Origin of the sequence: Winogradskyella pacifica (assembly GCF_013403915.1) — a bacterium.
GTDB lineage: Bacteria > Bacteroidota > Bacteroidia > Flavobacteriales > Flavobacteriaceae > Winogradskyella > Winogradskyella pacifica.
This window is the reverse complement of sequence record NZ_JABFDI010000017.1, coordinates 1-24,442: the sequence shown is the minus strand read 5'-3', so window position 1 is coordinate 24,442 and position 24,442 is coordinate 1. Positions and strand designations below refer to the sequence as shown.

Here is a 24,442-nt window from a genome sequence, read left to right as displayed (position 1 = left end):
TCAAATTTCCTGTCGCTCATTTTTCAACTTCAGTTTCAGTTTCGACTTCTTAAATTGCTTGTTTTTGTTTTCTTGCTTGTTTCTTTTCGGCATAAGCCATAGCTGCATCTCTAACCCATTCGCCTTCTTCCCATGCACCAACTCTTGCTTTCATTCGTTCTTTATTACAAGGTCCATGACCTTTGACGACTTGCCAGAATTCATCCCAGTTAATCTCTCCGAAATCATAGCTTTGACGTTCTTCATTCCATTTTAAATCTGGATCGGGGATGGTAAGTCCAATTAATTCGGCTTGAGGAACCGTTTGATCTATAAATTGCTGACGCAAATCATCATTCGATTTTCGTTTCAATTTCCATTTCATGGATTGTTCTGTATGTATAGATTCTGCGTCTGTTGGACCTAACATCATTAAACTTGGCCACCACCAACGATTTAAAGCATCTTGTGCTAATTCTTTTTGCTCAGGTGCTCCGTTTGCCAACTTCATCATGATTTCAAAACCTTGACGTTGATGAAAACTTTCCTCTTTACACACACGAACCATTGCTCTTGCGTAAGGCCCATAAGATGTATTACAAAGTGGTACTTGATTTATAATCGCAGCACCATCAACTAGCCAACCTACAGCTCCCATATCTGCCCAAGTGATGGTTGGGTAATTAAAAATGGAAGAATATTTTGCTTTTCCAGAATGCAATTGTTCATATAACTCATCTCGAGAAACACCTAAGGTTTCGCAAGCAGAATAGAGGTATAAACCATGACCAGCTTCATCTTGAACTTTAGCTAACAAGGCCACTTTTCGTCTCAACGAAGGTGCTCTAGTAATCCAATTGCCTTCTGGAAGCATGCCTACAATTTCGGAATGTGCGTGTTGCGACATCTGACGAATATGCGTTTTACGATATTTTTCTGGCATCCAGTCTTTAGGTTCGATTTTCTCGTCTCTTGCGATACGAGCTTCGAATTGTTCTTCTAGATTTTTTATTTGTTCTTCACTCATCTTTATAGCTATTAGCTATTGGCTTTTGGCCTTTAGCTGGTTGAACTTTATTTTTTTATTAGCTGTTGGTTGTTGGCCTTTTGCTGTTGGCGCGTTAAGGATTGCAACGACATCCTTTTTTATTTTTCTTAAAAAAGATATAGTGGAAAGCCTGACCCTTTTGGGTAACGCCGAAATCATTATTTTAAATAACTTACATACCTACAAGGTTTTTGAAACCTTGCAGGATTACTACACATCAAAATCGACAACCACTTTTTCCGTTGTTGGTACAGCTTGACAGCTTAATACTAGATTTTGTGATACTTCTTTTTCGTCTAGTGCGTAATTGATTTTCATCTCAACCGCACCACCTATAACTTGGCATTTACAAGTACTACAAACGCCTCCTTTACATGCGAAAGGTAAATCTGCTCCTGCTCCTAAAGCGGCATCTAATATATTATCGTATTCTTTGGTCATGGTGAAAACGAATTCTTTTCCGCCATCGACAATAGTAACCTCAACTCCTTCTACATTTTGCTGTGCTAAACGCTCTGCTCTTTTTATATCTTCATCTGAAAGTCCGGTTACAAACAACTCATAATGCACGAGCTCTTTTGGTAATCCTGCATTGATGAGATATTCACTGACATAATTGACCATTTTTTCTGGACCACACAAAAACACTTCACTTGTATCTGGAATATCAATGAACGTTTTTGTTAAAACCTGCATCTTTTCATCATCAAATCGTCCATTGAACAATTCGATATCTCTTCGTTCTTTAGTTAAGAAATAATAGATTTCTAGTCTTCCAAAATATTTGTTTCGCAGCTGCTCTAGTTCTTCTTTAAAGATAATAGATTTTGCGGTTTTATTAACGTAAAATAATTTACAAGTTGAATTTGGTTCTGCTTGCAAATGCGCTTTAACCATTGAGAGAACTGGTGTAACACCACTTCCGGCTGCAAAAAACAAATAATTCTTTGCTTTTTCCGCGTTGACTTCTACTCCAAATGTTCCGCTAGGTGACATTACTTCTAATTGGTCACCGGTTTTTAATTCGTCGTTTATATAGGTTGAAAATTTTCCACCTGGAATCAGCTTTACAGCAACTTTCCATTGACCGTCTGATGGACTTGAGCAAAGTGAATACGAGCGACGTACATCTTCTCCGTTAATGTCTGCTTTTAAAGTTAAATGCTGACCTTGACGAAATTTGAATGCACTGTGTAATTCTGAAGGAACTTCAAAGGTTATGACTGAAGTATCTTCGGTTTCCTTATATATATCTTTAATTTTAAGCTTATAAAACTGCGCCATAGATGTTGTTGAACTAACAAACTAACACTTGTTAGTTTGTTTGACAAAGTTAGTAAATAAATTTAAATTTATTTCACAACACCTTTTATAAGAATTTCATTGAGGTTATTGGTGAGTTCTTTAAGGTTTACATCTTCCTTTTTGGGAATCCATAAATAAAGAGAACGTAAGGTGGTTAAGATGGAAAACATCATTACATCTGGTTTTATATCTATGATTTCACCTGAATTTACACCTTCGATAAGAATCGTTTTAAAATCGTTTTCATAATCACTACGTAACTTTTTGTAATGATTTAATTGTGATTCTAAATGCATCCAATCGTGATTTAAAGCTGCCATACCATAAATGTTTTGACTTGAAATTTCGACATGAAGCGCAATGATTTCTTTTAGCTTTTCGATACAGGTAGCATTACTTGCAAGAACGGAGGTCATGCCTACCGTAAATTTTTCCGCGATAGAAATAATGATACTTTCTAATATATCTTGTTTGGAATTGATGTGGTTGTATAAACTCGCAGCTTTGATGTTCATAGCCGTAGCTAAATCTCGCATAGTGACGGCACTGTACCCTTTTTCCTTAAAGAGTTTGGCTGCAACTCTTATAATTTCTTCTTGACGTGTCTCTTGTTTCATGGCGCTATAAAGTACTAAAATAGTCAGAATTTTAAGTGCAACGTAATTTTAATGTAACTTTGGTTACGAAGGCTTCTGTTAACTTTTCGGAAGTTTGCTTAAAAATAAACACCATGGGACTATTTAATGCTTTATTTGGAAAATCGACTAATAACGTTGCAGAATATATTGAAAAAGGCGCTGTTATTTTAGATGTTAGAACTCCTAGTGAATACCAAGGCGGTCATATTAAAAATGCTTTACATATTCCGGTTCAGGAACTAGGTGATAGACTTAATGAAGTGAAAAAACTGAACAAACCTGTTATAGCCTATTGTGCAAGCGGCATGCGTTCAGGCAGCGCAGCAAGCCTACTAAAATCCAAAGGTGTTGATGCTATCAATGGCGGAGGCATGAGTAGCCTACAACGAAAGTTGAGCTAAGTTTTAATCGAATATACGTTCTAGATTATTAAGCTCACTTAATTCTGAAATAGGATTTTGGTTATATTCTAGTGTCCAACCTAAAGAATTAGTCAACATAAAGAACTTAGACAATTCGCTAATTAATCTGTTTTGTGCATTCGATTTTAAGTCAGATGCTTCAATCTTTTTCATTAGGGACTTGTTCACCGTCTCTTTTATACTGTTATAGTCCTTGGCTTCAAACGGATTAAGATAATCTGCTTGCATATCGTAATATTCAAAATCTGGACTGATTTTAATTTCTTCTTTCGGAATACTTAGAATTTGAAGTGTTTTAGTTGCTTCATCAATTTTATATTCAATTTTACTTAAATCGTACCCAATAGTTACATCCGCATTTACGATGACTACAGCTTTCTTTTCGGCTGAAATTAAATCCCCAAAAACACCTTTAGAATTCTTATACGTAAACACCTCACTAAAATGCCCTTCGGTAACCACGAGTTTACCAACATTTTTAATTTGCTCCTGAATTAAAGCACTACTCTCTTTAAGTACAATTTTATCTTCCTGTTTATCATTACAATACCTAAAAGTAAATACAACAATTAAGGTTAAGATAACACCAAATAGTATTTTTCGCATAGGCTAATTTAAGAAAAATACAATTCAAAATACCTGAAACAAGGTGCAATTAAATCTTGTTTATTTGCCTTACAACGAGGACCTAAGTGTATTATCTAGAAAAAACGCAACACACCTTGAAAATAATTATCTATCAATTTATGATTATAACTTAGTATAACACAAATCAAATAGTGATGTCCCAAAACAGATTATTTGCAAGTTCTCTAACTTAAAAATATAATTGTTATGATTAAAAACATTAGCATATTGTTAGTCCTACTTTTGACCTCAATTAGTTTTGGTCAAAACACCGTTTTGCTTCAAAATACAAACCCAAAAGCTAAAGAATTAAAACACAATTTAAACGCGACTAAAGACAGCTTAATGTTGTCTTGTGATTCTAAAATTCTAAAAGTTGAAATTTTTAATGAAAATTACGAGCAACTAATTATAGTCGACGCCAACACTATCCAAATCTCATTAAAAGATATTCCGAATGGAAATTACATAATAGAAACTAGGCTAGACGAAAAGATAATACCTATAGATCTAATAAAGCATGACGACTACAATGACGCTTCCCATTCTAGTCTGTATCCCAACCTAGAACAAATAATAGAAGGAAAAGGAATGATGTTAGATGAAGAATTAAAAGTCATTAAGAGTTCCCCAAATAAAAGCATAGAATTTATTTTAACCAGAGGAAAAACTAAAAGTCATAGCACTGAAAATCAAAAATATTTCTGGACAGAAACACAAATTATTAATGAAAGTGGCTCTAGTAAAACGATGAGATTAGCAGATCAGAAATCAGTAGACAAAATGATTCATAGACATAAACTTGAAATAAACAGTGATTCTGGCAAACTAAACAAGTTGACTGTTTGGGAAGTTTATAACAAAGGAGCATTTATGGAAAATCAGGTTTCAAACCCAGAATTTGTGTATTCATCTTCAACCGATTTGTATAACCATACCCCTTATTATTCTACAGCCAATAGTATTCAGAACTTATAAGTTTTTAATAATGATTAGCTCTATTATAAAATAGAATAAACAACACTTTCCACGATATTATATGTGTTATATCGGTGAACACAACACATTATCAAAGAAATGTACCATGTATCTGAATTTTAAGACAGTACATCAAAAAGCTTCTAACTTTGTCAGTAATACTTAAGCCATCTAATTGTTTTGCTTAGTATTAAAATTGTTTCCCAAAACAAAAAACCTACTTATTATGAGACAACCATACTTCATCGTATTGTTCCTTTTATCATCTTTAGTTTACGGACAAAAATCCGAACTAATTCAAAATGTAAACAATAGAGCTAAAGAGCTACAGCATCACCTTAATACATCTGAAGATAGCATTATCTTTAAATCTGAGCGTACTATTTACGAAATCATGATTTTTAATGATGATTTTGAACGTATCATTAAAGTTAAAGACACAGAGGCAAAAATTCTAATTGCTGACATACCTGTGGGGCGCTACGCTGTTGAAGCAGTGCTTATTGATAAACTTATTGTTATTACACTCTTACGAAATGAAAGTTTCAATTTACCAGAACCAATTCCTTTACTCGCTACCCCTACAAATCCTATAGGTAAAGGCATAAATCCTTCAAAAACAGACTTAGTAAACACAGAAAACATCGTCGCTTCAGCTAAAGAAGAATCATTTGGATTTGAGAATAATAGCGGAAAAACCGATTTAAATTTATCAGGAAAAACAGCTACTCCTATCAGCAAAAAAGAAAACAAACTTCAGTTATATAAAAATGAAGGTGTCGCATTTCAAAAATCAATTCTACCACCAAAAAAGATAGAGCATTCTACAACTAATACTGTAAATTCTACTTATTGGGTAGTTTATAAAATAAACAACGGATCTAGTTCTGAAAAAGTTTTAAAAATAGCAGACCAGAAAACTGTTGATCGTATGATTCAAAAAAATGAGATTGATATGAGAACTTTCTCAGGACGATTAAACGAGCTTACTGTTTGGCAAATCCACAATACAACTGGTTTTGTGCAACACAAAAGAAAGAACAAGACAAACTATATGAATATCGAATCGGACAGCTTTAATCTAGTTCCGTACTATAAAACGGATCATAATCACATCAGCAAATAAGATATTCTACTTTTTAAGCTCAAGCTTTTCCGCAAAATAATCGCAAAAATCTTTCATATCTCCAGTCATTTTTTCGTCTTGAGTTGCTCTTAGGAACGAATCGCTCATGGTTACTAATGTTTGATGAAAGAAAAGTTTCATTTCATCTACTGGCATATCTTTTGTCCACAAGTCTATCTTTAAGGTTTCTTGCGCATTACTATCCCATACAGACAACATAATCGCTTTAGCCTCTTCGTTATCTACGCCTCCATCTTGAGCTGACCAGTTTAGTTTTTCTGGAACTCTATTCTCATCAAGTTCAACGTTTAATACTATTTTAGATTTTATAAGTTTAGACATTACTTTTTTGGTTTAAATTTTGATTTTCTAAATATTTCTTCAGGTTCAGTTTGCATAATTTTCATCATATCTTTTCCTGTAGTCTCTGCATAAGCTTTTACAATTTGCCAGCCTAAATACTGACCTAAACGTCCTGGCGACTCATTATCTAATTGGAGATAAAACTTTGTAAACGGTGCGTCTGCAATAAAACGATTTGGCAATTTAGGGTCTGTACTGTATAATAATTCTTTCTCAATAAAATAACTCCAGATTTGACTTTCATTTGCTTCAGCCCATTTTAGCTGCAGTTCTGAATAGCCCATTTTTTCGGCATCTGTTTTAAACGGAATTATAACATCTTTAAAATAGAGCAACTTTCCGAAGTAGATCATTTCATCTAGTAAGGTTTTTCTGTTGGCTTGAAAAACATATTTCTTCGCATAACCATCTGCCAAATCCACCACAATTTGTTCTTGTGTAAAGTTTTTAGCCAAATATGCTGGTATATTACCATCTACATAAAAGCGATGCGTTTCTCCTAAATAATTATCTAAGGCTATCAAAGCAATACTATCAGTAACAATAACATTATCTCTATACTGTACATCATTTGTTAAGGTTATAACTCTTGGTACAGAAAACACTTTATCATAATATTTGATATGCTGAAACATAGCAATCAATTCTTCCTTTGGCTCCTTAAAATCTTTAAAAGCAATATCCACTTCTTGTAGAATTTCATTCTGCAAAGTGTCGTTAATTCTATTCACCCAAATAGAATCTGGCGTTTGTTTAGAAAACATAAATGGATACTCCATTTTTAGCTGTCCTAAATCCTTAGGTGTTGCCTCATAAAATGCTTTATCGAAACGTTCTACATTAAAATCTACTTCAATTTTAGCGATTTCTTGTTCAATTTTAGATTCCTCATCACAAGAAAACATTGTAAACACTATTAATAAAATAAAGTAAATTCTTATCTGCATCTGGTAAAATATTTTTAATCCTAACTCGATTGCGTTATTTTTGTTGTGCAAAGGTACACTTCTTTGTTTTAAAAATTAAAAATTATGCAAACTGAAAACGTAGTAGATCACATTGTAAATTGGCTAAAAGACTATGCTACAAAAGCCAAAGTAAATGGTTTTGTTGTTGGAATTTCTGGCGGAATTGATTCTGCAGTAACCTCTACTCTATGTGCAAAAACTGGTTTTGACGTTCTATGCATAGAAATGCCAATTCACCAAGCTCCAAGCCACGTAACAAGAGCCCAAGAACATATTTCGTTCTTAAAAAGCCAGTATCCTAATGTAAAAGACACGGTTGTAAACTTAACTCCCGTATTTGAAGAATTTAAAACCGAAGTCAGCTTAGAAGGTAAACAAGCCACGGTTGATATGGCTTTAGCTAACACCAGAGCTCGTTTGCGAATGACAACGCTGTACTACCACGCAGGACTCTTAGGTCTTTTGGTTGCTGGCACAGGTAATAAAGTTGAAGATTTTGGTGTTGGGTTTTACACAAAATATGGTGACGGCGGAGTTGATTTAAGTCCTATTGCCGATTTAATGAAATCAGAAGTGTATGCTATTGGAAACTATTTAAACGTACCAAAATCAATCATAGAAGCTGCTCCTAGCGATGGTCTCTTTGGAGATGCTCGTAGCGACGAAGATCAAATTGGCGCATCTTACCCAGAATTGGAATGGGCAATGCAAGTTACAGAAGAAGGTAAGACTGCTAGCGATTATGAAGGAAGAAAACGCGAAGTAATTGAGATCTACTCACGCTACAATTCATCCAACAAACACAAAATGAACCCAATACCGGTTTGTGAAATTCCTAAAAATTTAAAATAATTATTGCATTTTATAAAACAATTTAGCTAAATTATTTAATTTTTAACTATTTTTACTCAATAAGCACCCACAAAGTTTTAGAAATTAACATTTTATAAAGCCATAATTAACCCTAACCAAATACCAAAATACAATTATCATGATACATATTCTGATTGTAGATAGTCATCCTATTGTAAGGACAGGATTAGAACTATTCTTAAACAGTAAAGCAAATTTTAAAGTCATCGGTAGTTTAGGAAGTGGAATTGAGATATTTGAATTTGTAAGACGCAATAAAGTTGACGTTATTATATCTGAAATCGACTTACCAGAACTTAACGGAATTACTGCACTGAGAGCCATAAAAAAAGAAAATAAAGCTGTTCAGGTTTTAATGTTTAGTCATCAACCTGAAGAAATATACGCTATAAGCACGATTAAAGCAGGTGCTTCTGGTTATTTAAATAAAGGAGCTAGCGTTGACGAAATAGAAACTGCCATTAGAAAAATTAGCGCTGGAGAAACATCTCTAAGCGAAAAAATGGATAAGCATTTCCGTTATGAAGACACGCGCAAAAGCAGAAGTCGCATGTTTAAAAAGCTATCTACTAGAGAGGTTGAAGTTTTAAAACTACTCTCTATAGGTCGTAAAAATAAAGAAATAGCGCAAGAGTTAGATATTAACGAAAAAACCGTTAGCACGTATAAAGCTCGATTGTTTAAGAAGTTAAATGTAACAAATATTGTAGATTTAATTCATCAAGCAAAGCACCACAATTTAACTTAATTCGGTATTTACCTAACCCAAAACCTTACCTAACTTACGAGATAACAACATCTTAAGGCCAACATAGTCTTTTACATCTTCCATTATAACACGTAGATCGACATTTTCTTTTAAGGTTTCATTTTTATATTCGGCTACTTTTTGATCAATTAAATGACAACGTAAACTTAGAATAGTTTGACTCACCAGCTGTGACACAGAATCTTTCTTTTCTTTAGGTATAATTAGATTACGCTCCCAATCGTGAAGGTTATAGCGCTCATCCTCCATTAAAATACTTGTAACTGTACTTGCAGCATCTTGATCTAATTGATTGATAAAATTTTTGGTTGAAAACCCTTCCTCTTGATTCAATTTATCAATAATAGAATAATAAAGTGCTTTAAATTGTGGATTAGAAAATTGCATTTCATCCTCTTGAAGATCTAAATATACTTTCTCAAATACACGCGCTTCATGTTTTGTTGGCTCTAAAAGCAACTCCCCTGAGGTCTCATCCTCTTGTAGAATTAAGTCCTCAAACTGCTCTGTTCTATCACCATAAAGCATCAAAATTTCAATAATTTTTTTTTCTAATTCATATTGAATATCAACTTTTGGCTTACGACTAGGCTCTTCATTCCTAAAAACTTCAAATGGAGGTTCATTTGGATCAGAAGAACTAGGTGAAATATAAGACTTGGGTTTATTATTATCCTGAGCCTGTTTATTATTAATTTGTGCTAAAGTTGTAAATAGAACATTCTCGCTAATATCCATAATACGCGCACATTCTTGAATGTAAATTTCACGTTTGATTTGATCTGGAATCTTAGCAATGCTGTTCACGATTTCGCGAATGGTCTCCGCTTTTTTAATCGGATCATTATTAGCCTCCTTAACTAAAAGCGAGGCTTTAAACTGAATAAAATCTTTGGCATTCCCTTCAAGATAAGCCGTAAGCTCTTCTAAGGTGTTTGATTTAGAAAAACTATCTGGATCTTCACCATCAGGAAACGTACAAATCTTAACATTTACACCTTGCTCTAATATTAAATCGATACCTCGAATGGATGCTCTAATTCCTGCGGCATCGCCATCAAAAAGCACGGTAATATTATTTGTTAAACGATTAATTAGTCGAATTTGGTCTGGCGATAACGCTGTACCAGAAGAAGACACTACGTTGGTAATACCTGTTTGATGAAACTGAATAACATCAGTATAACCTTCTACCAAATAACAATTATCTTCTTTTGCTATCGTTTGCTTGGCATGATATAGGCCATACAATATCTTACTTTTATGATAAATTTCACTCTCTGGTGAATTTAGATATTTCGCTGCTTTTTTATCGTTAGTTAAAATACGTCCACCAAAACCAAGAACACGCCCACTCATACTATGAATAGGAAACATCACCCTGCCCTTAAATCGATCGAAACGTTTTTCGCCTTTAACAATAGTTAAACCTGTTTGCTCTAAAAAATTAAGCTTATACCCTTTACCCAGAGCATCATCTGTAAAACCTTGCCACTCGTCCAAGGAATAACCAAGATCGAATTTTTTTATGGTTTCTTCTGTGAAGCCCCGCTCCTTAAAATAGCTTAAACCAATTGCTTTACCTGGATTTGTTTTATGTAGTACATTCTGAAAATAACTACTCGCATACTCACTTACCAAATACAAACTCTCACGGTTGTCCGCTTGTGCTCTTTCTTCGTCGGTACGTTCGGTTTCCTCTATTTCAATATTGTACTTTTTAGCTAAGTATTTTATAGCCTCAGGATATGTAAAATGTTCGTGCTCCATTAAAAATGTGACAGCATTACCACCTTTTCCACTCGAAAAATCCTTCCAAATTTGTTTAACTGGCGACACTACGAAACTCGGAGAACGTTCTTCACTAAAAGGACTTAAGCCTTTATAGTTTGTACCCGCTTTTTTTAACTGTACAAAATCGCCAATTACCTCTTCTACGCGAGCGGTTTCAAATACTTGTGCAATGGAATTTTGTGAGATCAATTTTAGTGTTTTAGCAAGTCTGTAAATTTAAGATAAAACAATTTGTATTAAAAGCTATTCGCAAAAACTAATTTGATTTTAGTTAAAGGACTTCGCATTGGCAGATTGATTATGTAAAAACAAAAAGCCTTAATCTAAAACGCGATTAAGGCTCTCTAACACTGCAAAGTTAATTGATTGATTGATTTAATCCATATCAAAACGTATTCCTACTGATATGTTATTTTGTTCTACCACTTGGTTTTTAAATATTGGGTTAAGGTCATATTTTACATACAAAGCAATCTCTCCCAATGCTACGTAGCCACTTAAACCGTATACAAATTCGTTAACCTCAAATCCACCACGTTGTTTATTTTTTATTCTATCACCATCATCTTTGTATTTTAATTTTTGCATGTTTCCAATATTTAGACCAGCATAACCACCTAAACCTACTTTTAATTTTTTGTATGTTGAATATCTAAAATAATCTTCTTTTTCAATCTTTTTAGAAGGTCCAAATTCTATGTGCATCGGAAATACTAAATTGGTCGTTCTAAACTTTGCCTTGTTTAAATCTGAAGGAAATTCTTGAAGTGAAATCTCGCCATCAGTATTCACTAAGTAGTTATTGTCCTTTATTTCAAATTTATTCCACTGAAAAGAGAAACCGTATTTTAATCTCCAAAAATTGGTATCTTCAAAAAGTCTTGTTTTCCATGCATAGCCTAATTCATAGAAATTAGAATTTCCAATTTTATATGGTGAATCAGTTAAACTTTGTCCTTCGATTATGGCATTATTAAATCCTAACGCAAAGACAACATTTGTAGTTGTACGTCTATCGTATTTTCTAGGCTTATCCTTAGATTTTTCCCCAAAATAAACAAAGCTTTCTTTGTCCTCTTCTCCGGATCCTATTCTAAATACAAATCCATCCCCTTCACCATCTTCAACATTATAAGTATCATCGTTTCTGTTTAATAATGCGATTTTATTATCTATGATCGCTAAACGATTTTCAATATTTAAAGCTCTGTTTTTTGCAGCTTCTTTTTTTAGATTTTCTGCCTCAGCTGCTGTTATTTTACCGTCATCTAAGCGTTGATTAATCGCTGCTATTTCGGACTTTAAAAAATCTCTTTCTTCTTTTTCAATGTTAATTTTAAGGTTTTTAAGTGATTCAATTTTCAAGTGATTCGCTGACGTTTTAGTGCTATCAACCCTTGTTTCTTGTGCTTGTACTGTTGTAAATGCTAGTGCTATCACTAAGCACACTACCAATCTTGTAATGTTGTTCATAACTGTTCGTTTTTTTGATTTATTGATTATTGATGTTTACTTCGGCTACGCTAGCAACCAAACTAATTTGATTATTGATTTAATTATTACGATTTGCAACAGCAGTTTTAACCGTTCCGTAACTCTCCTTTAAAGCTTCAAAAACCTTACTTCTAAAGGATTGCCCCATTTCATCTTCAACGCTCATTAATAAATTATTTGCATCTACTGTTCTTGATGATTCATTCTGAATGTTTTGCTTAAACAATTCTTTACTCGCCATTTTTAATAATGAATCTATTTCTCTATCTGTAACCGATATTTTTTCAGACTTTAATGCTACAATAGCATCTGCTACTGCAATTTTTAATTTTGCCTCTTCTAAAAGACGTTGTACTTCATTATTCAATAGCTCTTCCTCATTTAGAAGAATACGTTTCTTCTTTAGCTCACCCATATTTGCCAATTGACCTTGAGACTCAGACTTTTTATTTACCGCTTTTTTATAGTCTGTTTTATTTGACTTGTTATCTGATGCTAAATCCTCTTTTTTATCTTCTACGCTTTTATCCTCAACGACAACCTTAATGGATTCTTTTTGATTTGGTTTTAAGATTTGATTATTTAATTGTTGCTCTATAACGTCCTCTTCAACGATTTGAGGTAACACCATTTCCGAATCTGGTGTATTAAAAAACGGTATTGATATGGCAATCATAATCAATATACCTGCAGCTATACTTAACCACCAAAACATTGGTTTTTTAGATTTGTTATCCTCTGCATCTAAACGTTCAGATAACTTAGACCAACCTTCTGATGATGGCGACAAGGTTCGCTTCTCTAGCTTATCCTTTATATTTTCTTCAAACTTAATTGGTGCCATAACTGTTGTTATTTAATTCTTTTAATTTCTTTTGAAGCATCTGTCTTGCTTTAAATAATTGCGATTTTGAAGTGCCTTCAGATATTTTTAATAACTCAGCAATTTCATTATGCTTATACCCTTCTATCGCATACATTACAAAAACCATTCGGTATCCTTCTGGCAAACTATCTATGAGGTGTTGTATTTCTGCAACTTCGATATTTGTATTAATGTTGTTTGCAGAACCTTGATCTAAACAATCATCTTCAACTGCAAATTCAATCGTCTTCTTTTGCCTTAAATGAGATATGGATTCTCTCACCATAATTCGTCTTATCCAACCTTCAAAGCTGCCTTCATGTTTATACGTTTTCAAGTATTTAAACACTTTAAAAAAACCATTCAACATTACGTCTTCTGCTTGATAAACATCTTTTATATAGTACCTACAAACACTCAACATTTTTGGTGCGTGTAATTCGTACAATACATGTTGTGCTTCGCGATTTTGTTTCGCAGCGCGCTCTATAAGTTTTGTTTCATTTTTATGAAGTTGAATAACTTTCATGGTTGGGTTTAAATTCTGATGACGTTCAGATGCCTTTCTATTTATAAAGACGCAAATTTACAGCCAAGGGTTGCTTGGGAAGCTAGAAATAATTAAAATAATTTTTAACCGACTGAATTCAAGGTGTTTGAAATTTATTTTTTTGTTTTATAAATTAAGCAATACACCTTCCACTTTAGCGGTGTATAGTAGAGTAGTCCTAAATAATTCTCTAAAACCATTAAGAACATCTCGTAAAAAGGCCTCCCTTTAAAAGATTTCAGACCATAAGTCTGCCTACGATTTAAAATAATAACTAGTAAAATAAACTTTATATAATTTGCCCTTGTAATTAATACGCTTAATTTTACAAGAAAACTGCTATGAAACACTTTCCATTTCTATTCCTTTTTGGAGCTATAATCCTGAGTTGTAGCGACGATGATAGTCAATCGAATACGCCTATCACGTTATCCGATAATGTTGAAGTGTACAATGGTGACCTTATTGAAAATGGATATGTTTTAGCTGTTGAACATGGCAGTAACACATCTTATTTATTAAATAAAGAAGGTTTAAAAATACATGAATGGACATTTGAAGATAATTTAGGAAACGATTTGGAAATTCTTCCAAATGGCAAGTTATTGGGAATATTTAAATCTAGTAGTCCAGAAATAGCGTTTGGTGGATTTGGAGGAATATTAAGAATTCTGAATTCTGATGGTACGACTGACTGGGAATACATTTATGCATCTGAGACTTCAATTGCTCATCATGATGTTGAATTATTACCCAATGGAAATGTACTATTTATTGCCTGGGAAAGAATAGGAAATATTTCATCTTCTCAGGCAGGTGCTGATACAACTGTAGCTATATTTCCTGAAGTTTTAATTGAAATAAATCCAAACACTAATCAAACAGTTTGGGAATGGCATAGTTTTGACCATATTATACAAGATAGATATGATACACTGGCAACTTATGGAAATGTAAGCGATAATCCTCAACTCATAGATATTAATTACAATATTGTTGACAATGGTGATATTATGCATGCCAATGGTATTGATTATGACGCTGAAAAGGATGTCATTTATTTAAGTATAAATTATTATAATGAAGTTTGGGTAATAGACCATAGTACCACTACTGCTGAAGCAGCTACAAATTCCGGAGGAAATTACAATAAAGGTGGAGATTTACTCTATAGATTTGGAAACCCTGAAGCCTATAAAAACACTGAAGGAGAACGTTTATTCTATAACAATCATTTTCCAAATTTACTAGAAGGAGATGAACCTGGCGCCGGAAATGTTCTAGTCTATGGAAATGGCAACGACATTAATCAATCGACAGTCTTTGAGTTAGATATACCAAATGATTTTTCTCTTTTACCAAATACTGATAATGAACCATCAATAGTATGGAGTTTTACAGATCCGAATTTATTTTTTGGCAGAATTTCTGGTGCTGTACGTTTAAAAAACGGAAACACATTAATTGCTGAAGGAGACTATGGTTTATGGGAAGTTACACCCGATCATGAAATTGTATGGAAATATAATGGCCAAGGAGTCAATTTCTGGCGATGCTATGGATACTTACCAAATGATGAAAGTATAGTCAACTTAGACTTACTTTAATTTTATTTTTTCCTATCAATAACATAATCGACCATAAGCTTTAGAGAAGCTTTGTATGGTGACTCAGGGTAATTTCCCAATATAATTAAGGCCTCTTCTTGAAAAGCTTTCATTTTAGAAACCGCATAATCCAAGCCGCCATTGTCTTTAACAAAAGCAATGACCTCGTTAACTCGTTTTTTATCTTTATTGTGATTTTTAACCGAATTAATCAACCATGACTTTTCTTTCTTAGTACACTTATTAAGTACATAAATAAGTGGAAGTGTCATTTTTTGTTCCTTAATATCTATACCTGTTGGTTTGCCGATGGCCTCTTTACCATAATCGAACAAATCATCTTTTATTTGAAATGCCATACCAATTAACTCTCCAAATTTACGCATCGCTTCTACTTCTGGTGAATTCGGTTTTACGGAAGCAGCACCCAAACTGCAACAGGCTGCAATTAAAGTTGCTGTTTTTTGTCGGATAATTTCGTAATAAATATCTTCTGTAATATCTAGTTGTCTGGCTTTTTCAATTTGAAGTAATTCTCCTTCGCTCATTTCGCGTACAGCGACAGAGATAATTTTTAGTAAATCAAAATCATTGTTATCTATAGAAAGTAACAAACCTTTGGAGAGTAGAAAATCCCCTATAAGAACCGCAATTTTATTTTTCCAAAGGGCGTTAATTGAAAAGAATCCACGTCTTCGGTTGCTATCATCTACCACATCATCATGAACCAAAGTTGCTGTATGAATGAGCTCTATTACCGAAGCACCTCTATAAGTGCGTTCACTAACTTCACCATTATTCATCATTTTAGCCACCAAAAACACAAACATTGGTCGCATCTGTTTTCCCTTCCTATTCACTATATAATGTGTAATTCGGTTAAGAAGCGCCACCTTACTCGCCATAGAGAGTTGAAACTTTTGTTCAAAAAGATCCATCTCGTAGGCAATCGGTAATTTTATTTGTTCGGTTATTTTCATTTTTTATTTAAATCATTGCGAAATTACAAATTCTATTATTATTTATTCATAAAATGGGAATTATAGAATTTTAACTTTTACTCCTCAAAATAATTTGTAACTTTATACCTACTAATCGTTAAAAAAACAAACAAATGAAAAAAATTACTTTATTAGCATTAGCTTTAGCAGCTTTTCAATTTAATTACGCTCAAGACACTTGTGCGACAGCAGCAATAGTAACAGCAGGAACTCATACAGTTGCGGCAGTAGATGGAACTGATGTACCAGACCCAACTTGTGCTGCCAATGGAATAGGAGCCACTTCTGGTGAATGGTATTCTTTTACAGCTACTACAGATGGTATAGCAACCGTAACTACCGATTTAGCAGCAAATTTTGGTGGTGACACACGAGTACACGTTTACTCTGGTGCATGTGGTGCTCTTACTTGTGTTGGCGGCAATGACGATGTAGCTACAAGCTATTTATCTGAAGCGGTGTGGTTAATATCAACAGGTACTACTTATTATATTGCATTTGATAATCGTTGGAGTGGTGCAGGCTTTGATTTTGAAATAAGTGAAACAGCTTATTCTTGCGATAATTCTTTTCCTTATTCAGAAGATTGGACTGATGCTACAAGGTATCAAGTTTGTTACACAGTTGAAGATTCTAACAATGACGGTCTAACTTGGACATATAATTCTATTAATGATTTAGATGGTAATGGCACCTTAGATCCTATTGCAAACGTGTTTCCTCAAGATGCATTAACTCCTAAAGATGATTGGATATTCACTACTGCATTACCTGGTGAAGCTGGAACAGCATATCAAATAACAGTAGTATATAATGGTGTAAATGTAAATGGATTAGCAAACGAAACATTTGAGATTGCAGTTTTAGATGCTCCTTCATCTTCAGCAACAACTCAAACTATTCTTGGTTCTTATACTGACATTACACAAAGCGGAACATTCGGAGATACGACTGGGAATGATTTAATTACTCAAGCTTATACAAGTACAGTTACATATACACCTACTACATCTGGTGATTTTCATGTTGGGATACATGCTACGACTCCGGTTTCTGGTAGCGATGTGTTTATGTTAATGGACTTATCAATTAGCTCAACGCTTAGTGTAAATGATTTTGAACAAAATAATTTCAGTCATAACTATAATAAGAATCTTCAGACACTTAACTTAGAATCTGCTAATACAGAATTAACAAGTGTTGAAATTTATTCTTTAGTTGGACAACAAGTATTATCTAAGTCTTTATCTAATGCTTCTGAAGCTATTAATGTTTCTTCTTTAACAGATGGCGTTTATATAGCTAAAGTAACTATTAATGGTAATTCTAAAACGATCAAATTCGTTAAGAGCTAATATCTATTATATAAATTTAAAAAAGCGGCAATTGCCGCTTTTTTTTATGTCTTAATATAAAGTAATCTAACTTTTATTAGCCAACTGTCCACAGGCCGCATCAATATCCTTACCTCTACTTCTCCTTACCGTTACAGTGATATTATTAGCTTCGAGAACAGAAACGTACATATCTATAGCTTTTGAGCTGGCTTGTTGAAATTCGCCATCATCAATAGGGTTGTATTCAATAAGGTTGACTTTACTGGGAGCAAATTTGCAAAACTCAACTAGAGCTTCAGCATCTTTTCGTTGGTCATTTATACCATCCCAAACTACATATTCGTAAGTAATTCTATTCTTGGTTGCTGCATACCAATATTGAAGAGATTCTCTCAAATCGCTTAATGGAAACGTAGCGTTAAACGGCATTATGGAGGTGCGTATCTCGTCTATTGCAGAATGTAAAGACACCGCTAACTTAAACTTCACATTATCATCAGCCATTTTCTTAATCATTTTTGGTACTCCAGAGGTTGACACCACAATTCGTTTTGGAGACATTCCTAAACCTTCTGGTGATGTGATTTTATCGATAGCTTTAAGCACGTTATTATAGTTCATTAAAGGTTCACCCATTCCCATAAAAACGATATTACTTAAAGGTCTGTTATGATATAATCTACTTTCGTTATCAATGGCAACAACCTGGTCGTATATTTCATCTGGATTAAGATTCCGCATACGTTTTAATCGCGATGTCGCACAAAACCTGCAGTCTAAACTACAACCTACTTGAGACGACACACAAGCCGTTGTTCTGGTTGCTGTTGGTATAAGCACGGATTCTACAATTAAATCATCGTGAAGCCTTACAGCGTTCTTAATAGTACCATCAGAGCTACGTTGCATCTGATCTACTTTGATATGGTTAATTACAAAATTAGCTTCTAACATTTGTCGTGTTTCTAAAGATACGTTAGTCATATCTTCAAAACTATGTGCTGACTTTTGCCATAACCACTCGTAAACCTGATTACCTCTAAAAGCTTTATCTCCTTGTGACACAAAGAAATCTCTTAATTGGTCTTTGGTTAGTGCTCTTACGTCTTTTTTCTTAGTTTCCATATTTTGCAAAAGTAGTGAATGTATTATTAAAATTGAGGCTTCTCGTAAAGTCGCTATGCTGCAAAGATAAAAATCTCAACTGATATCGATTTAGAGTATCATATTTGGTTTGATGTGACAATTGCACATCGGATGGCGCGTTAAGGATAAATGCCAAATTAAACATGTAATGTTGTCATAAATCGTTTCTTTTTAGCTTACTTTTTACAAAAAAATAGTACCGTAACACAGGCTATGCTAAGATTTTTTCGTTTCTATTAATCTAAAAATAATTCAATTTATTTATACCAAAATACATATTCAACTTAGCTATAGTGGAAAGCCCACAGAAATTTGGATCTTTTATCCAAATTGCGAGGACTTGCAGCGAACAGCCTGCCCCTTGGGTAACGCCAAAATATTAAAAACAAAAAAAGCCTCAATGAAGAGACTTTTTTAAAACTTTATAATTTTTGAATGCTTAGATGATTAACATCGCATCACCATAAGAATAGAATTTATACTTTTCTTTTACTGCTTCTTCATAGGCTTTCTTCATAAAATCATGACCAGCAAAAGCTGATGTCATCATTAACAACGTAGATTTTGGTGTATGGAAGTTAGTAATCATACAATTAGCGATGCTAAACTCGTATGGGGGAAATATAAATTTGTTTGTCCAACCTTCAAATTCATTTAATCTTCCGTTTGAGGATACCGAACTTTCAATAGTACGCATTGATGTTGTACCTACAGCACACACACGTTTTTTCTTTTCTATACCTTCATTTACAATATCTGCAGCACTTTTCTTAATTACAATCTCTTCACTGTCCATTTTGTGCTTAGATAAATCTTCAACCTCAACTGGGTTAAATGTACCTAAACCTACATGTAAAGTTACTTCTGCTGTTTTAACACCTTTTATCTCTAAACGTTTTAATAAATGTTTAGAAAAATGCAAACCTGCTGTTGGTGCTGCTACAGCTCCTTCATTTTTTGCATAAATCGTTTGGTAACGCTCTTCATCTTCTGGCTCTACCTCTCTATTGATATACTTTGGTAATGGTGTTTCACCAAGTTGCGTTAATTTTGTTCTAAAGTCTGTATAAGAACCATCATAAAGGAAACGTAATGTTCTACCTCTAGAGGTGGTGTTATCTATTACTTCAGCAACTAAAGTCTCATCATCACCAAAATATAATTTATTACCAATTCTTATTTTACGAGCCGGATCTACTAATACATCCCAAAGACGTTGATCTTGGTTTAATTCACGTAGTAAAAACACTTCGATACGTGCACCTGTTTTTTCTTTATTACCAAATAAGCGTGCCGGAAACACTTTGGTATCATTCATTATCATCACATCACCTTCATCAAAATAATCGATAATATCCTTGAACTGTTTGTGCTCGATAGTTTGTTTTGCTCTATCAAGAACCATTAGTCTAGATTCATCTCTGTGTTCTGCAGGATGTTCAGCTAATAATTCATCTGGAAGGTCAAAACTAAAGTGTGATAATTTCATGTATCTGTTTTATTTTTTCGAATTGCAAATATACAATCTCAACATAGGCCTTGTCAAGTAAATAAGGGTTTATTTTAAATTGAAACCAATCGTTTTGAAATCTTCCCAAAATTGAGGATACGATTTACTCACCACATCAGCGTTTTCAATAACAATTGGCACTTTTAAACCTAAAGGTGCAAAAGCCATAGCCATTCTATGATCATTATATGTTGCTATTGTTATATTACTATTAACTGTTTTTGATGGTTTTAAATGTAAAGAAAGGTCTGTAATGATTACTTCTGCACCTAACTTTTCTAATTCAGTTTTAAGCGCAACCAAGCGGTCTGTTTCTTTTATTTTAAGGGTATGTAAACCTATCATATAACATTCTAATCCTAAACCAAATGCTGTTACAGCTATGGTTTGCGCAATATCTGGAGCATTTTTTAAATCTAGCTCAACAATAGAATTAATATCAATATTCGATGATTTCCGAAGTGTAATTGACTCCTTTAAAAACGTCGTAGTAACTCCAAATTTCTCATAAATATCTGCCAATACAGAATCTCCTTGCAAGCTTTCACTTTTGTAAGATCCGATAGTAATTTCTGTACCGACATCACTTAAAGCAATTAGACCATAAAAGTAAGATGCTGATGACCAATCAGATTCAACCGTAAGCGTTTGAGGTTCTATATCAGTTGTATTGGGTTTTACAGTAATGATATTCTCAACAAAACTGGTTTCGACGCCAACACTATTTAATAAGCTCAACGTCATATTAATATATGGCACCGAAGTTATTTTCCCTTCTAATGTTAACTCTAATCCCTTTTCAAATTTAGACGCAATTAATAATAAAGCCGAAATATACTGGCTGCTTACATTAGCCGCCAAAGTAACTTTATTTTCCGTCAGTTCTTTACCTATTATTTTTAAGGGTGGAAATCCGTCATTCTCTAAATACGTAATCTCGGCACCTAATGTACTTAAAGCATCAACCAATATTTTAATAGGTCGTTCTTTCATACGAGGTGACCCAGTGATAATCGTTTCTCTACCTTTCTGAATTGAAAAATAAGCTGTTAAAAATCGCATGGCCGTACCTGCATGATGAATATCCATAAGTTCCTCCTCTGAAGACAATGCTTTTCGCATTAGCACTGAATCATCCGAATTAGACACATTACTGATACTAACCTGAGGATATAACGCCTGGAGCAATAACAGACGATTAGATTCACTTTTAGATCCTGTAATTTGAACCTTTTGGTGATTATGAAGTTGTGATTTTTGGATTTTAATGTCCATAAGAAAGCTTTAAAATAAAAATGAATGACAAAACTACTTTAATTTATCATTATTGTGATGTCTGTTATGATCTCGTTTTGTTTTTTTATCCATTTTTTTATCGAAAGCAGTTTGTAAGTCTATACCTGTTTGATTTGCCAAACACAATACCACAAACATTACATCAGATAACTCCTCTCCTAGATCTTTATCTTTATCGCTTTCTTTTTCACTTTGTTCTCCGTAACGTCTGGCTATAATACGTGCCACTTCACCAACTTCTTCGGTTAGCTGTGCCATATTTGTAAGTTCATTAAAGTAACGTACACCGTGTTCATTAATCCAATCGTCAACTTCTTTTTGTGCGTTTTTGATATTCATGTTTAAATTTTTTATTATTTAGAAGTGTTCCCTAAAAATCAACTTATAGGTTTTTACTCTTTATTTTTTGAGTCAATAAGTATAGTCACAGGCCCGTCATTGACCAAATGCACTTTCATATCGGCACCAAACTCACCAGTTTGTATAGATTTACCTAATGTAGCTTGAAGGGTTTTAATAAAGCCTTCATATAAAGGAATGGCAATATCTGGTTTTGCTGCTTTAATATAACTTGGGCGATTTCCTTTTTTTGTACTAGCGTGAAGCGTGAATTGACTTACCAAAATAACATCTCCTTCGGAAGCTTTTAGGGAGATATTCATTACACCATCCTCATCCGGAAAAACACGAAGATTAGCTATTTTATTACAGAGCCAATCAATGTCTTCTTGAGTATCCTCATTTTCGATTCCCAATAAAATTAAAAGCCCTTTTTGAATGGTTGCGACTTCAGAATTATTTATGACAACTGAAGCTTCAGAAACTCTTTGTATAACTATTTTCATAAATTGATAACTTAATTCAACCTTACTACAACAAAAAAGAAACGATTACGCCTCGTCCCAATTGTCCGTTCTGTAATGTTCATCTTCTCCTTCTAAAATTTGAACATAACTTTTATATCTTGAATAGGAAACTTCATTAGCCTCTAAAGCGTCCTTTACAGCACATTTTGGCTCGTTGAGGTGAATACAATTATTAAACTTACAATCTTGTTTTAAAGCAAAAAACTCAGGAAAATAATCGCCAACTTCTTCTTTTTCCATATCAACAACTCCAAATCCTTTAATACCTGGAGTATCAATAATAACAGCATCAAAACTAAGATCAAACATTTCTGCAAATGTTGTGGTATGCTGTCCTTGGCTATGCTGCGAGGAAATGGCTTTAGTTTTTAGATCTAAGGACGGTTCAATAGCATTTACTAAAGTAGATTTACCAACCCCAGAATGACCAGCAAACATACTTACTTTACCTTCCATTAAGGTTTTAACCTGATCTATATTTTTCCTTGTGGTTGCAGAAATACCAATACACTCGTAACCTATCGCTCTGTAAACACTAGCGAGATATTTTACCTCTAAAAAAGTGTCTTCATCATAAGTATCTACTTTATTAAATAATAACACTGTTTTAATAGAGTAGGCTTCCGCCGTCACTAAAAACCGATCGATAAAAGTGGTAAATGTCGGTGGATTATCTATAGTCACCAATAAAAACACCTGATCAATGTTTGAAGCAATAATATGCGTTTGCTTAGAAAGGTTTACTGACTTACGAACAATGTAGTTTTTACGCTCTTCAATGCGATGAATTACACCTGTATCCATGTTGTTTTTTGTTTCTAGTTCAAACTCTACTTTATCGCCAACAGCAATTGGGTTGGTACTTTTAATACCCGCCAATCTAAATCGGCCTTTAATTCTACATTCATAGAATTTACCGTTTAGGGTTTTTACAGTGTACCAACTGCCTGTAGATTTATATACTGTTCCTGTCATTACAACAAAGATGGTCATTATTGTTTAATGGAACAAAAAAGCTCGCATAATATACAAGCCATTTCCTTAACTTCTTATCGCTTTTATGGATTCTAGCTGTTTTCCATCGGCTATAATGTTTATAATATAAATTCCAGAAGCAAATTGCGATACATCAATAGTCACTTTTTCTCCAAACTTTTGATGTGTTGAATTTTGAATGATTTGACCAGAACTATTGACTATTGAAATTTTCACTTCATCATAATCTTCATTCAACTTTAATTGAAAAACACCATTTGAAGATGGGTTTGGGAAGAGTTTAGGACGTACTTGATTTGACAATAATTTATAATTAACAGATGTTTCAATGCCAACTCCACATCGTGTCTCACTATAACAAACAGCTCTGCAAATAGACTTACGATCATTTAAAAAGCCATTAACAACAGCCGCTTTAAGCTTGCCACCTTCAATCAATTTAATTTCTAAATGTTTATCTTTATTTAAGACTATCTCTTTGTTTTCATATCCGATATAAGAAACAGACAACGTATCTCCTGGCTTAGCTTCAATTTTAAATTGACCTTTACTGTTCGTTGCAATTCCTTTGGTAGAATTTTTAATGAGTATACTAGCTGATTCTAAAGTAATAGAATCATTAGAAACAACTCCTGTTACTAAAATTTGCGCTATTGAAGTCACTGTAAAACATAATGCAAGGATTAAGATTGTAATTTTTTTCATGAGTAATTGGTTTTGGTTGATATACCAAACCTACTCAGAAGTTAAAAGTAAAAAAACGGACAATGCGTGAATGGTACATTTAAATGAGTGAGCGCACCATATAAAAAAGAGGCTGTCTAAAAAGGCAGTCTCTTTTTTTATATTTTATATTTTCAAAGAAGCATTGATTTTCGTATCTT

25 protein-coding genes are annotated in these 24,442 nt (G+C 33.6%); 7 read left to right on the top strand and 18 right to left on the bottom strand.

The features are described from left to right. Positions 1-49 precede the first annotated feature (49 nt). The 3 genes from paaA to HM984_RS14120 form a co-directional block, all read right to left on the bottom strand. A complete protein-coding gene (gene paaA, locus HM984_RS14130) occupies positions 50-1,006 on the bottom strand; it encodes a 1,2-phenylacetyl-CoA epoxidase subunit PaaA (protein ID WP_115812297.1) in 957 nt (318 codons plus the stop codon). A 231-nt stretch (positions 1,007-1,237) separates the two neighbouring features. Beyond that, positions 1,238-2,311 carry an FAD-binding oxidoreductase gene (locus HM984_RS14125; protein WP_179349611.1) on the bottom strand — a complete coding sequence of 358 codons (1,074 nt, stop codon included), beginning with the start codon at positions 2,309-2,311 and terminating at the stop codon, positions 1,238-1,240. Positions 2,312-2,379: 68 nt separating this feature from the next. Further along, the gene (locus HM984_RS14120) at positions 2,380-2,949 is read right to left on the bottom strand and encodes a TetR/AcrR family transcriptional regulator (protein WP_020895216.1); all 570 of its coding nucleotides are present in this window, start codon (positions 2,947-2,949) and stop codon (positions 2,380-2,382) included. Positions 2,950-2,984: 35 nt separating this feature from the next. Here HM984_RS14120 and HM984_RS14115 point away from each other — a divergent pair, with 35 nt between their 5' ends. Further along, entirely contained in the window at positions 2,985-3,371 is a 387-nt protein-coding gene (locus HM984_RS14115; RefSeq protein WP_371312573.1) for a rhodanese-like domain-containing protein, read from the top strand. A gap of 3 nt (positions 3,372-3,374) precedes the next feature. Here the strand turns inward: HM984_RS14115 and HM984_RS14110 are convergent, their stop codons facing one another. Beyond that, positions 3,375-3,998, bottom strand: a complete 624-nt coding sequence (locus tag HM984_RS14110; RefSeq protein WP_179349610.1) for a DUF4230 domain-containing protein — start codon at positions 3,996-3,998, stop codon at positions 3,375-3,377. A 228-nt stretch (positions 3,999-4,226) separates the two neighbouring features. Between HM984_RS14110 and HM984_RS14105 the strand changes: the two genes are divergently transcribed. Next, positions 4,227-4,997: a hypothetical protein gene (locus HM984_RS14105; protein ID WP_179349609.1), complete on the top strand. Its 771-nt coding sequence runs from the start codon at positions 4,227-4,229 to the stop codon at positions 4,995-4,997. A 226-nt stretch (positions 4,998-5,223) separates the two neighbouring features. After that, the gene (locus HM984_RS14100; RefSeq protein WP_179349608.1) at positions 5,224-6,123 is read left to right on the top strand and encodes a hypothetical protein; all 900 of its coding nucleotides are present in this window, start codon (positions 5,224-5,226) and stop codon (positions 6,121-6,123) included. A gap of 6 nt (positions 6,124-6,129) precedes the next feature. Here HM984_RS14100 and gldC read toward each other — a convergent pair whose 3' ends face one another. Together gldC and gldB are read right to left on the bottom strand one after the other, a co-directional pair. Then, a complete protein-coding gene (gene gldC / locus HM984_RS14095; protein WP_115812282.1) occupies positions 6,130-6,465 on the bottom strand; it encodes a gliding motility protein GldC in 336 nt (111 codons plus the stop codon). Further along, positions 6,465-7,433, bottom strand: a complete 969-nt coding sequence (gene gldB / locus HM984_RS14090; RefSeq protein ID WP_115812425.1) for a gliding motility lipoprotein GldB — start codon at positions 7,431-7,433, stop codon at positions 6,465-6,467. The genes gldC and gldB overlap by 1 nt, the downstream gene beginning before the upstream one ends. Before the next feature lie 84 nt (positions 7,434-7,517). On the opposite strand from gldB, the gene nadE reads away from it, so the two are divergent. Continuing rightward, positions 7,518-8,306 (top strand): NAD(+) synthase, encoded by a 789-nt coding sequence (gene nadE, locus HM984_RS14085; RefSeq protein ID WP_179349607.1) that lies wholly within the window; start codon positions 7,518-7,520, stop codon positions 8,304-8,306. A 139-nt stretch (positions 8,307-8,445) separates the two neighbouring features. Further along, positions 8,446-9,075, top strand: a complete 630-nt coding sequence (locus tag HM984_RS14080) for a response regulator (protein WP_179349606.1) — start codon at positions 8,446-8,448, stop codon at positions 9,073-9,075. A 12-nt stretch (positions 9,076-9,087) separates the two neighbouring features. Here HM984_RS14080 and dnaG read toward each other — a convergent pair whose 3' ends face one another. The 4 genes from dnaG to HM984_RS14060 form a co-directional block, all read right to left on the bottom strand. Continuing rightward, positions 9,088-11,079, bottom strand: a complete 1,992-nt coding sequence (gene dnaG / locus HM984_RS14075; protein WP_179349605.1) for a DNA primase — start codon at positions 11,077-11,079, stop codon at positions 9,088-9,090. A gap of 186 nt (positions 11,080-11,265) precedes the next feature. Next, positions 11,266-12,363, bottom strand: coding sequence for a hypothetical protein (locus tag HM984_RS14070; RefSeq protein ID WP_179349604.1), 1,098 nt, complete (start codon positions 12,361-12,363; stop codon positions 11,266-11,268). 79 nt (positions 12,364-12,442) lie between these two features. Then, positions 12,443-13,228, bottom strand: coding sequence for a hypothetical protein (locus HM984_RS14065; RefSeq protein WP_179349603.1), 786 nt, complete (start codon positions 13,226-13,228; stop codon positions 12,443-12,445). Next, positions 13,215-13,778, bottom strand: coding sequence for an RNA polymerase sigma factor (locus tag HM984_RS14060; protein ID WP_179349602.1), 564 nt, complete (start codon positions 13,776-13,778; stop codon positions 13,215-13,217). Before HM984_RS14060 ends, HM984_RS14065 begins: the two co-directional genes overlap by 14 nt. Positions 13,779-14,140: 362 nt before the next feature. On the opposite strand from HM984_RS14060, the gene HM984_RS14055 reads away from it, so the two are divergent. Further along, on the top strand, positions 14,141-15,406 hold the full coding sequence (locus HM984_RS14055) for an aryl-sulfate sulfotransferase (protein ID WP_179349601.1): 1,266 nt from the start codon (positions 14,141-14,143) through the stop codon (positions 15,404-15,406). A 2-nt stretch (positions 15,407-15,408) separates the two neighbouring features. On the opposite strand, the gene HM984_RS14050 is transcribed toward HM984_RS14055, so the two are convergent. Further along, positions 15,409-16,386 (bottom strand): polyprenyl synthetase family protein, encoded by a 978-nt coding sequence (locus HM984_RS14050; RefSeq protein WP_179349600.1) that lies wholly within the window; start codon positions 16,384-16,386, stop codon positions 15,409-15,411. Between the two features lie 134 nt (positions 16,387-16,520). On the opposite strand from HM984_RS14050, the gene HM984_RS14045 reads away from it, so the two are divergent. Then, positions 16,521-17,762: a T9SS type A sorting domain-containing protein gene (locus tag HM984_RS14045; RefSeq protein WP_179349599.1), complete on the top strand. Its 1,242-nt coding sequence runs from the start codon at positions 16,521-16,523 to the stop codon at positions 17,760-17,762. A gap of 66 nt (positions 17,763-17,828) precedes the next feature. Here the strand turns inward: HM984_RS14045 and rlmN are convergent, their stop codons facing one another. The 7 genes from rlmN to HM984_RS14010 form a co-directional block, all read right to left on the bottom strand. Then, a complete protein-coding gene (gene rlmN, locus HM984_RS14040) occupies positions 17,829-18,869 on the bottom strand; it encodes a dual-specificity RNA methyltransferase RlmN (RefSeq protein ID WP_179349598.1) in 1,041 nt (346 codons plus the stop codon). 460 nt (positions 18,870-19,329) lie between these two features. Continuing rightward, complete coding sequence (gene queA / locus HM984_RS14035) at positions 19,330-20,379, bottom strand: tRNA preQ1(34) S-adenosylmethionine ribosyltransferase-isomerase QueA (RefSeq protein WP_115812262.1); 1,050 nt, start codon at positions 20,377-20,379, stop codon at positions 19,330-19,332. A gap of 69 nt (positions 20,380-20,448) precedes the next feature. Further along, complete coding sequence (locus HM984_RS14030) at positions 20,449-21,675, bottom strand: 3-phosphoshikimate 1-carboxyvinyltransferase (protein ID WP_179349597.1); 1,227 nt, start codon at positions 21,673-21,675, stop codon at positions 20,449-20,451. A 33-nt stretch (positions 21,676-21,708) separates the two neighbouring features. Then, on the bottom strand, positions 21,709-22,035 hold the full coding sequence (locus tag HM984_RS14025) for a nucleotide pyrophosphohydrolase (RefSeq protein WP_115812258.1): 327 nt from the start codon (positions 22,033-22,035) through the stop codon (positions 21,709-21,711). Positions 22,036-22,088: 53 nt separating this feature from the next. Next, positions 22,089-22,541: a D-aminoacyl-tRNA deacylase gene (gene dtd, locus HM984_RS14020; protein WP_179349596.1), complete on the bottom strand. Its 453-nt coding sequence runs from the start codon at positions 22,539-22,541 to the stop codon at positions 22,089-22,091. Positions 22,542-22,586: 45 nt separating this feature from the next. Beyond that, on the bottom strand, positions 22,587-23,537 hold the full coding sequence (rsgA, locus tag HM984_RS14015; protein ID WP_179349654.1) for a ribosome small subunit-dependent GTPase A: 951 nt from the start codon (positions 23,535-23,537) through the stop codon (positions 22,587-22,589). Positions 23,538-23,603: 66 nt separating this feature from the next. Continuing rightward, on the bottom strand, positions 23,604-24,263 hold the full coding sequence (locus HM984_RS14010; RefSeq protein WP_115812250.1) for a T9SS type A sorting domain-containing protein: 660 nt from the start codon (positions 24,261-24,263) through the stop codon (positions 23,604-23,606). Positions 24,264-24,442 lie beyond the last annotated feature (179 nt).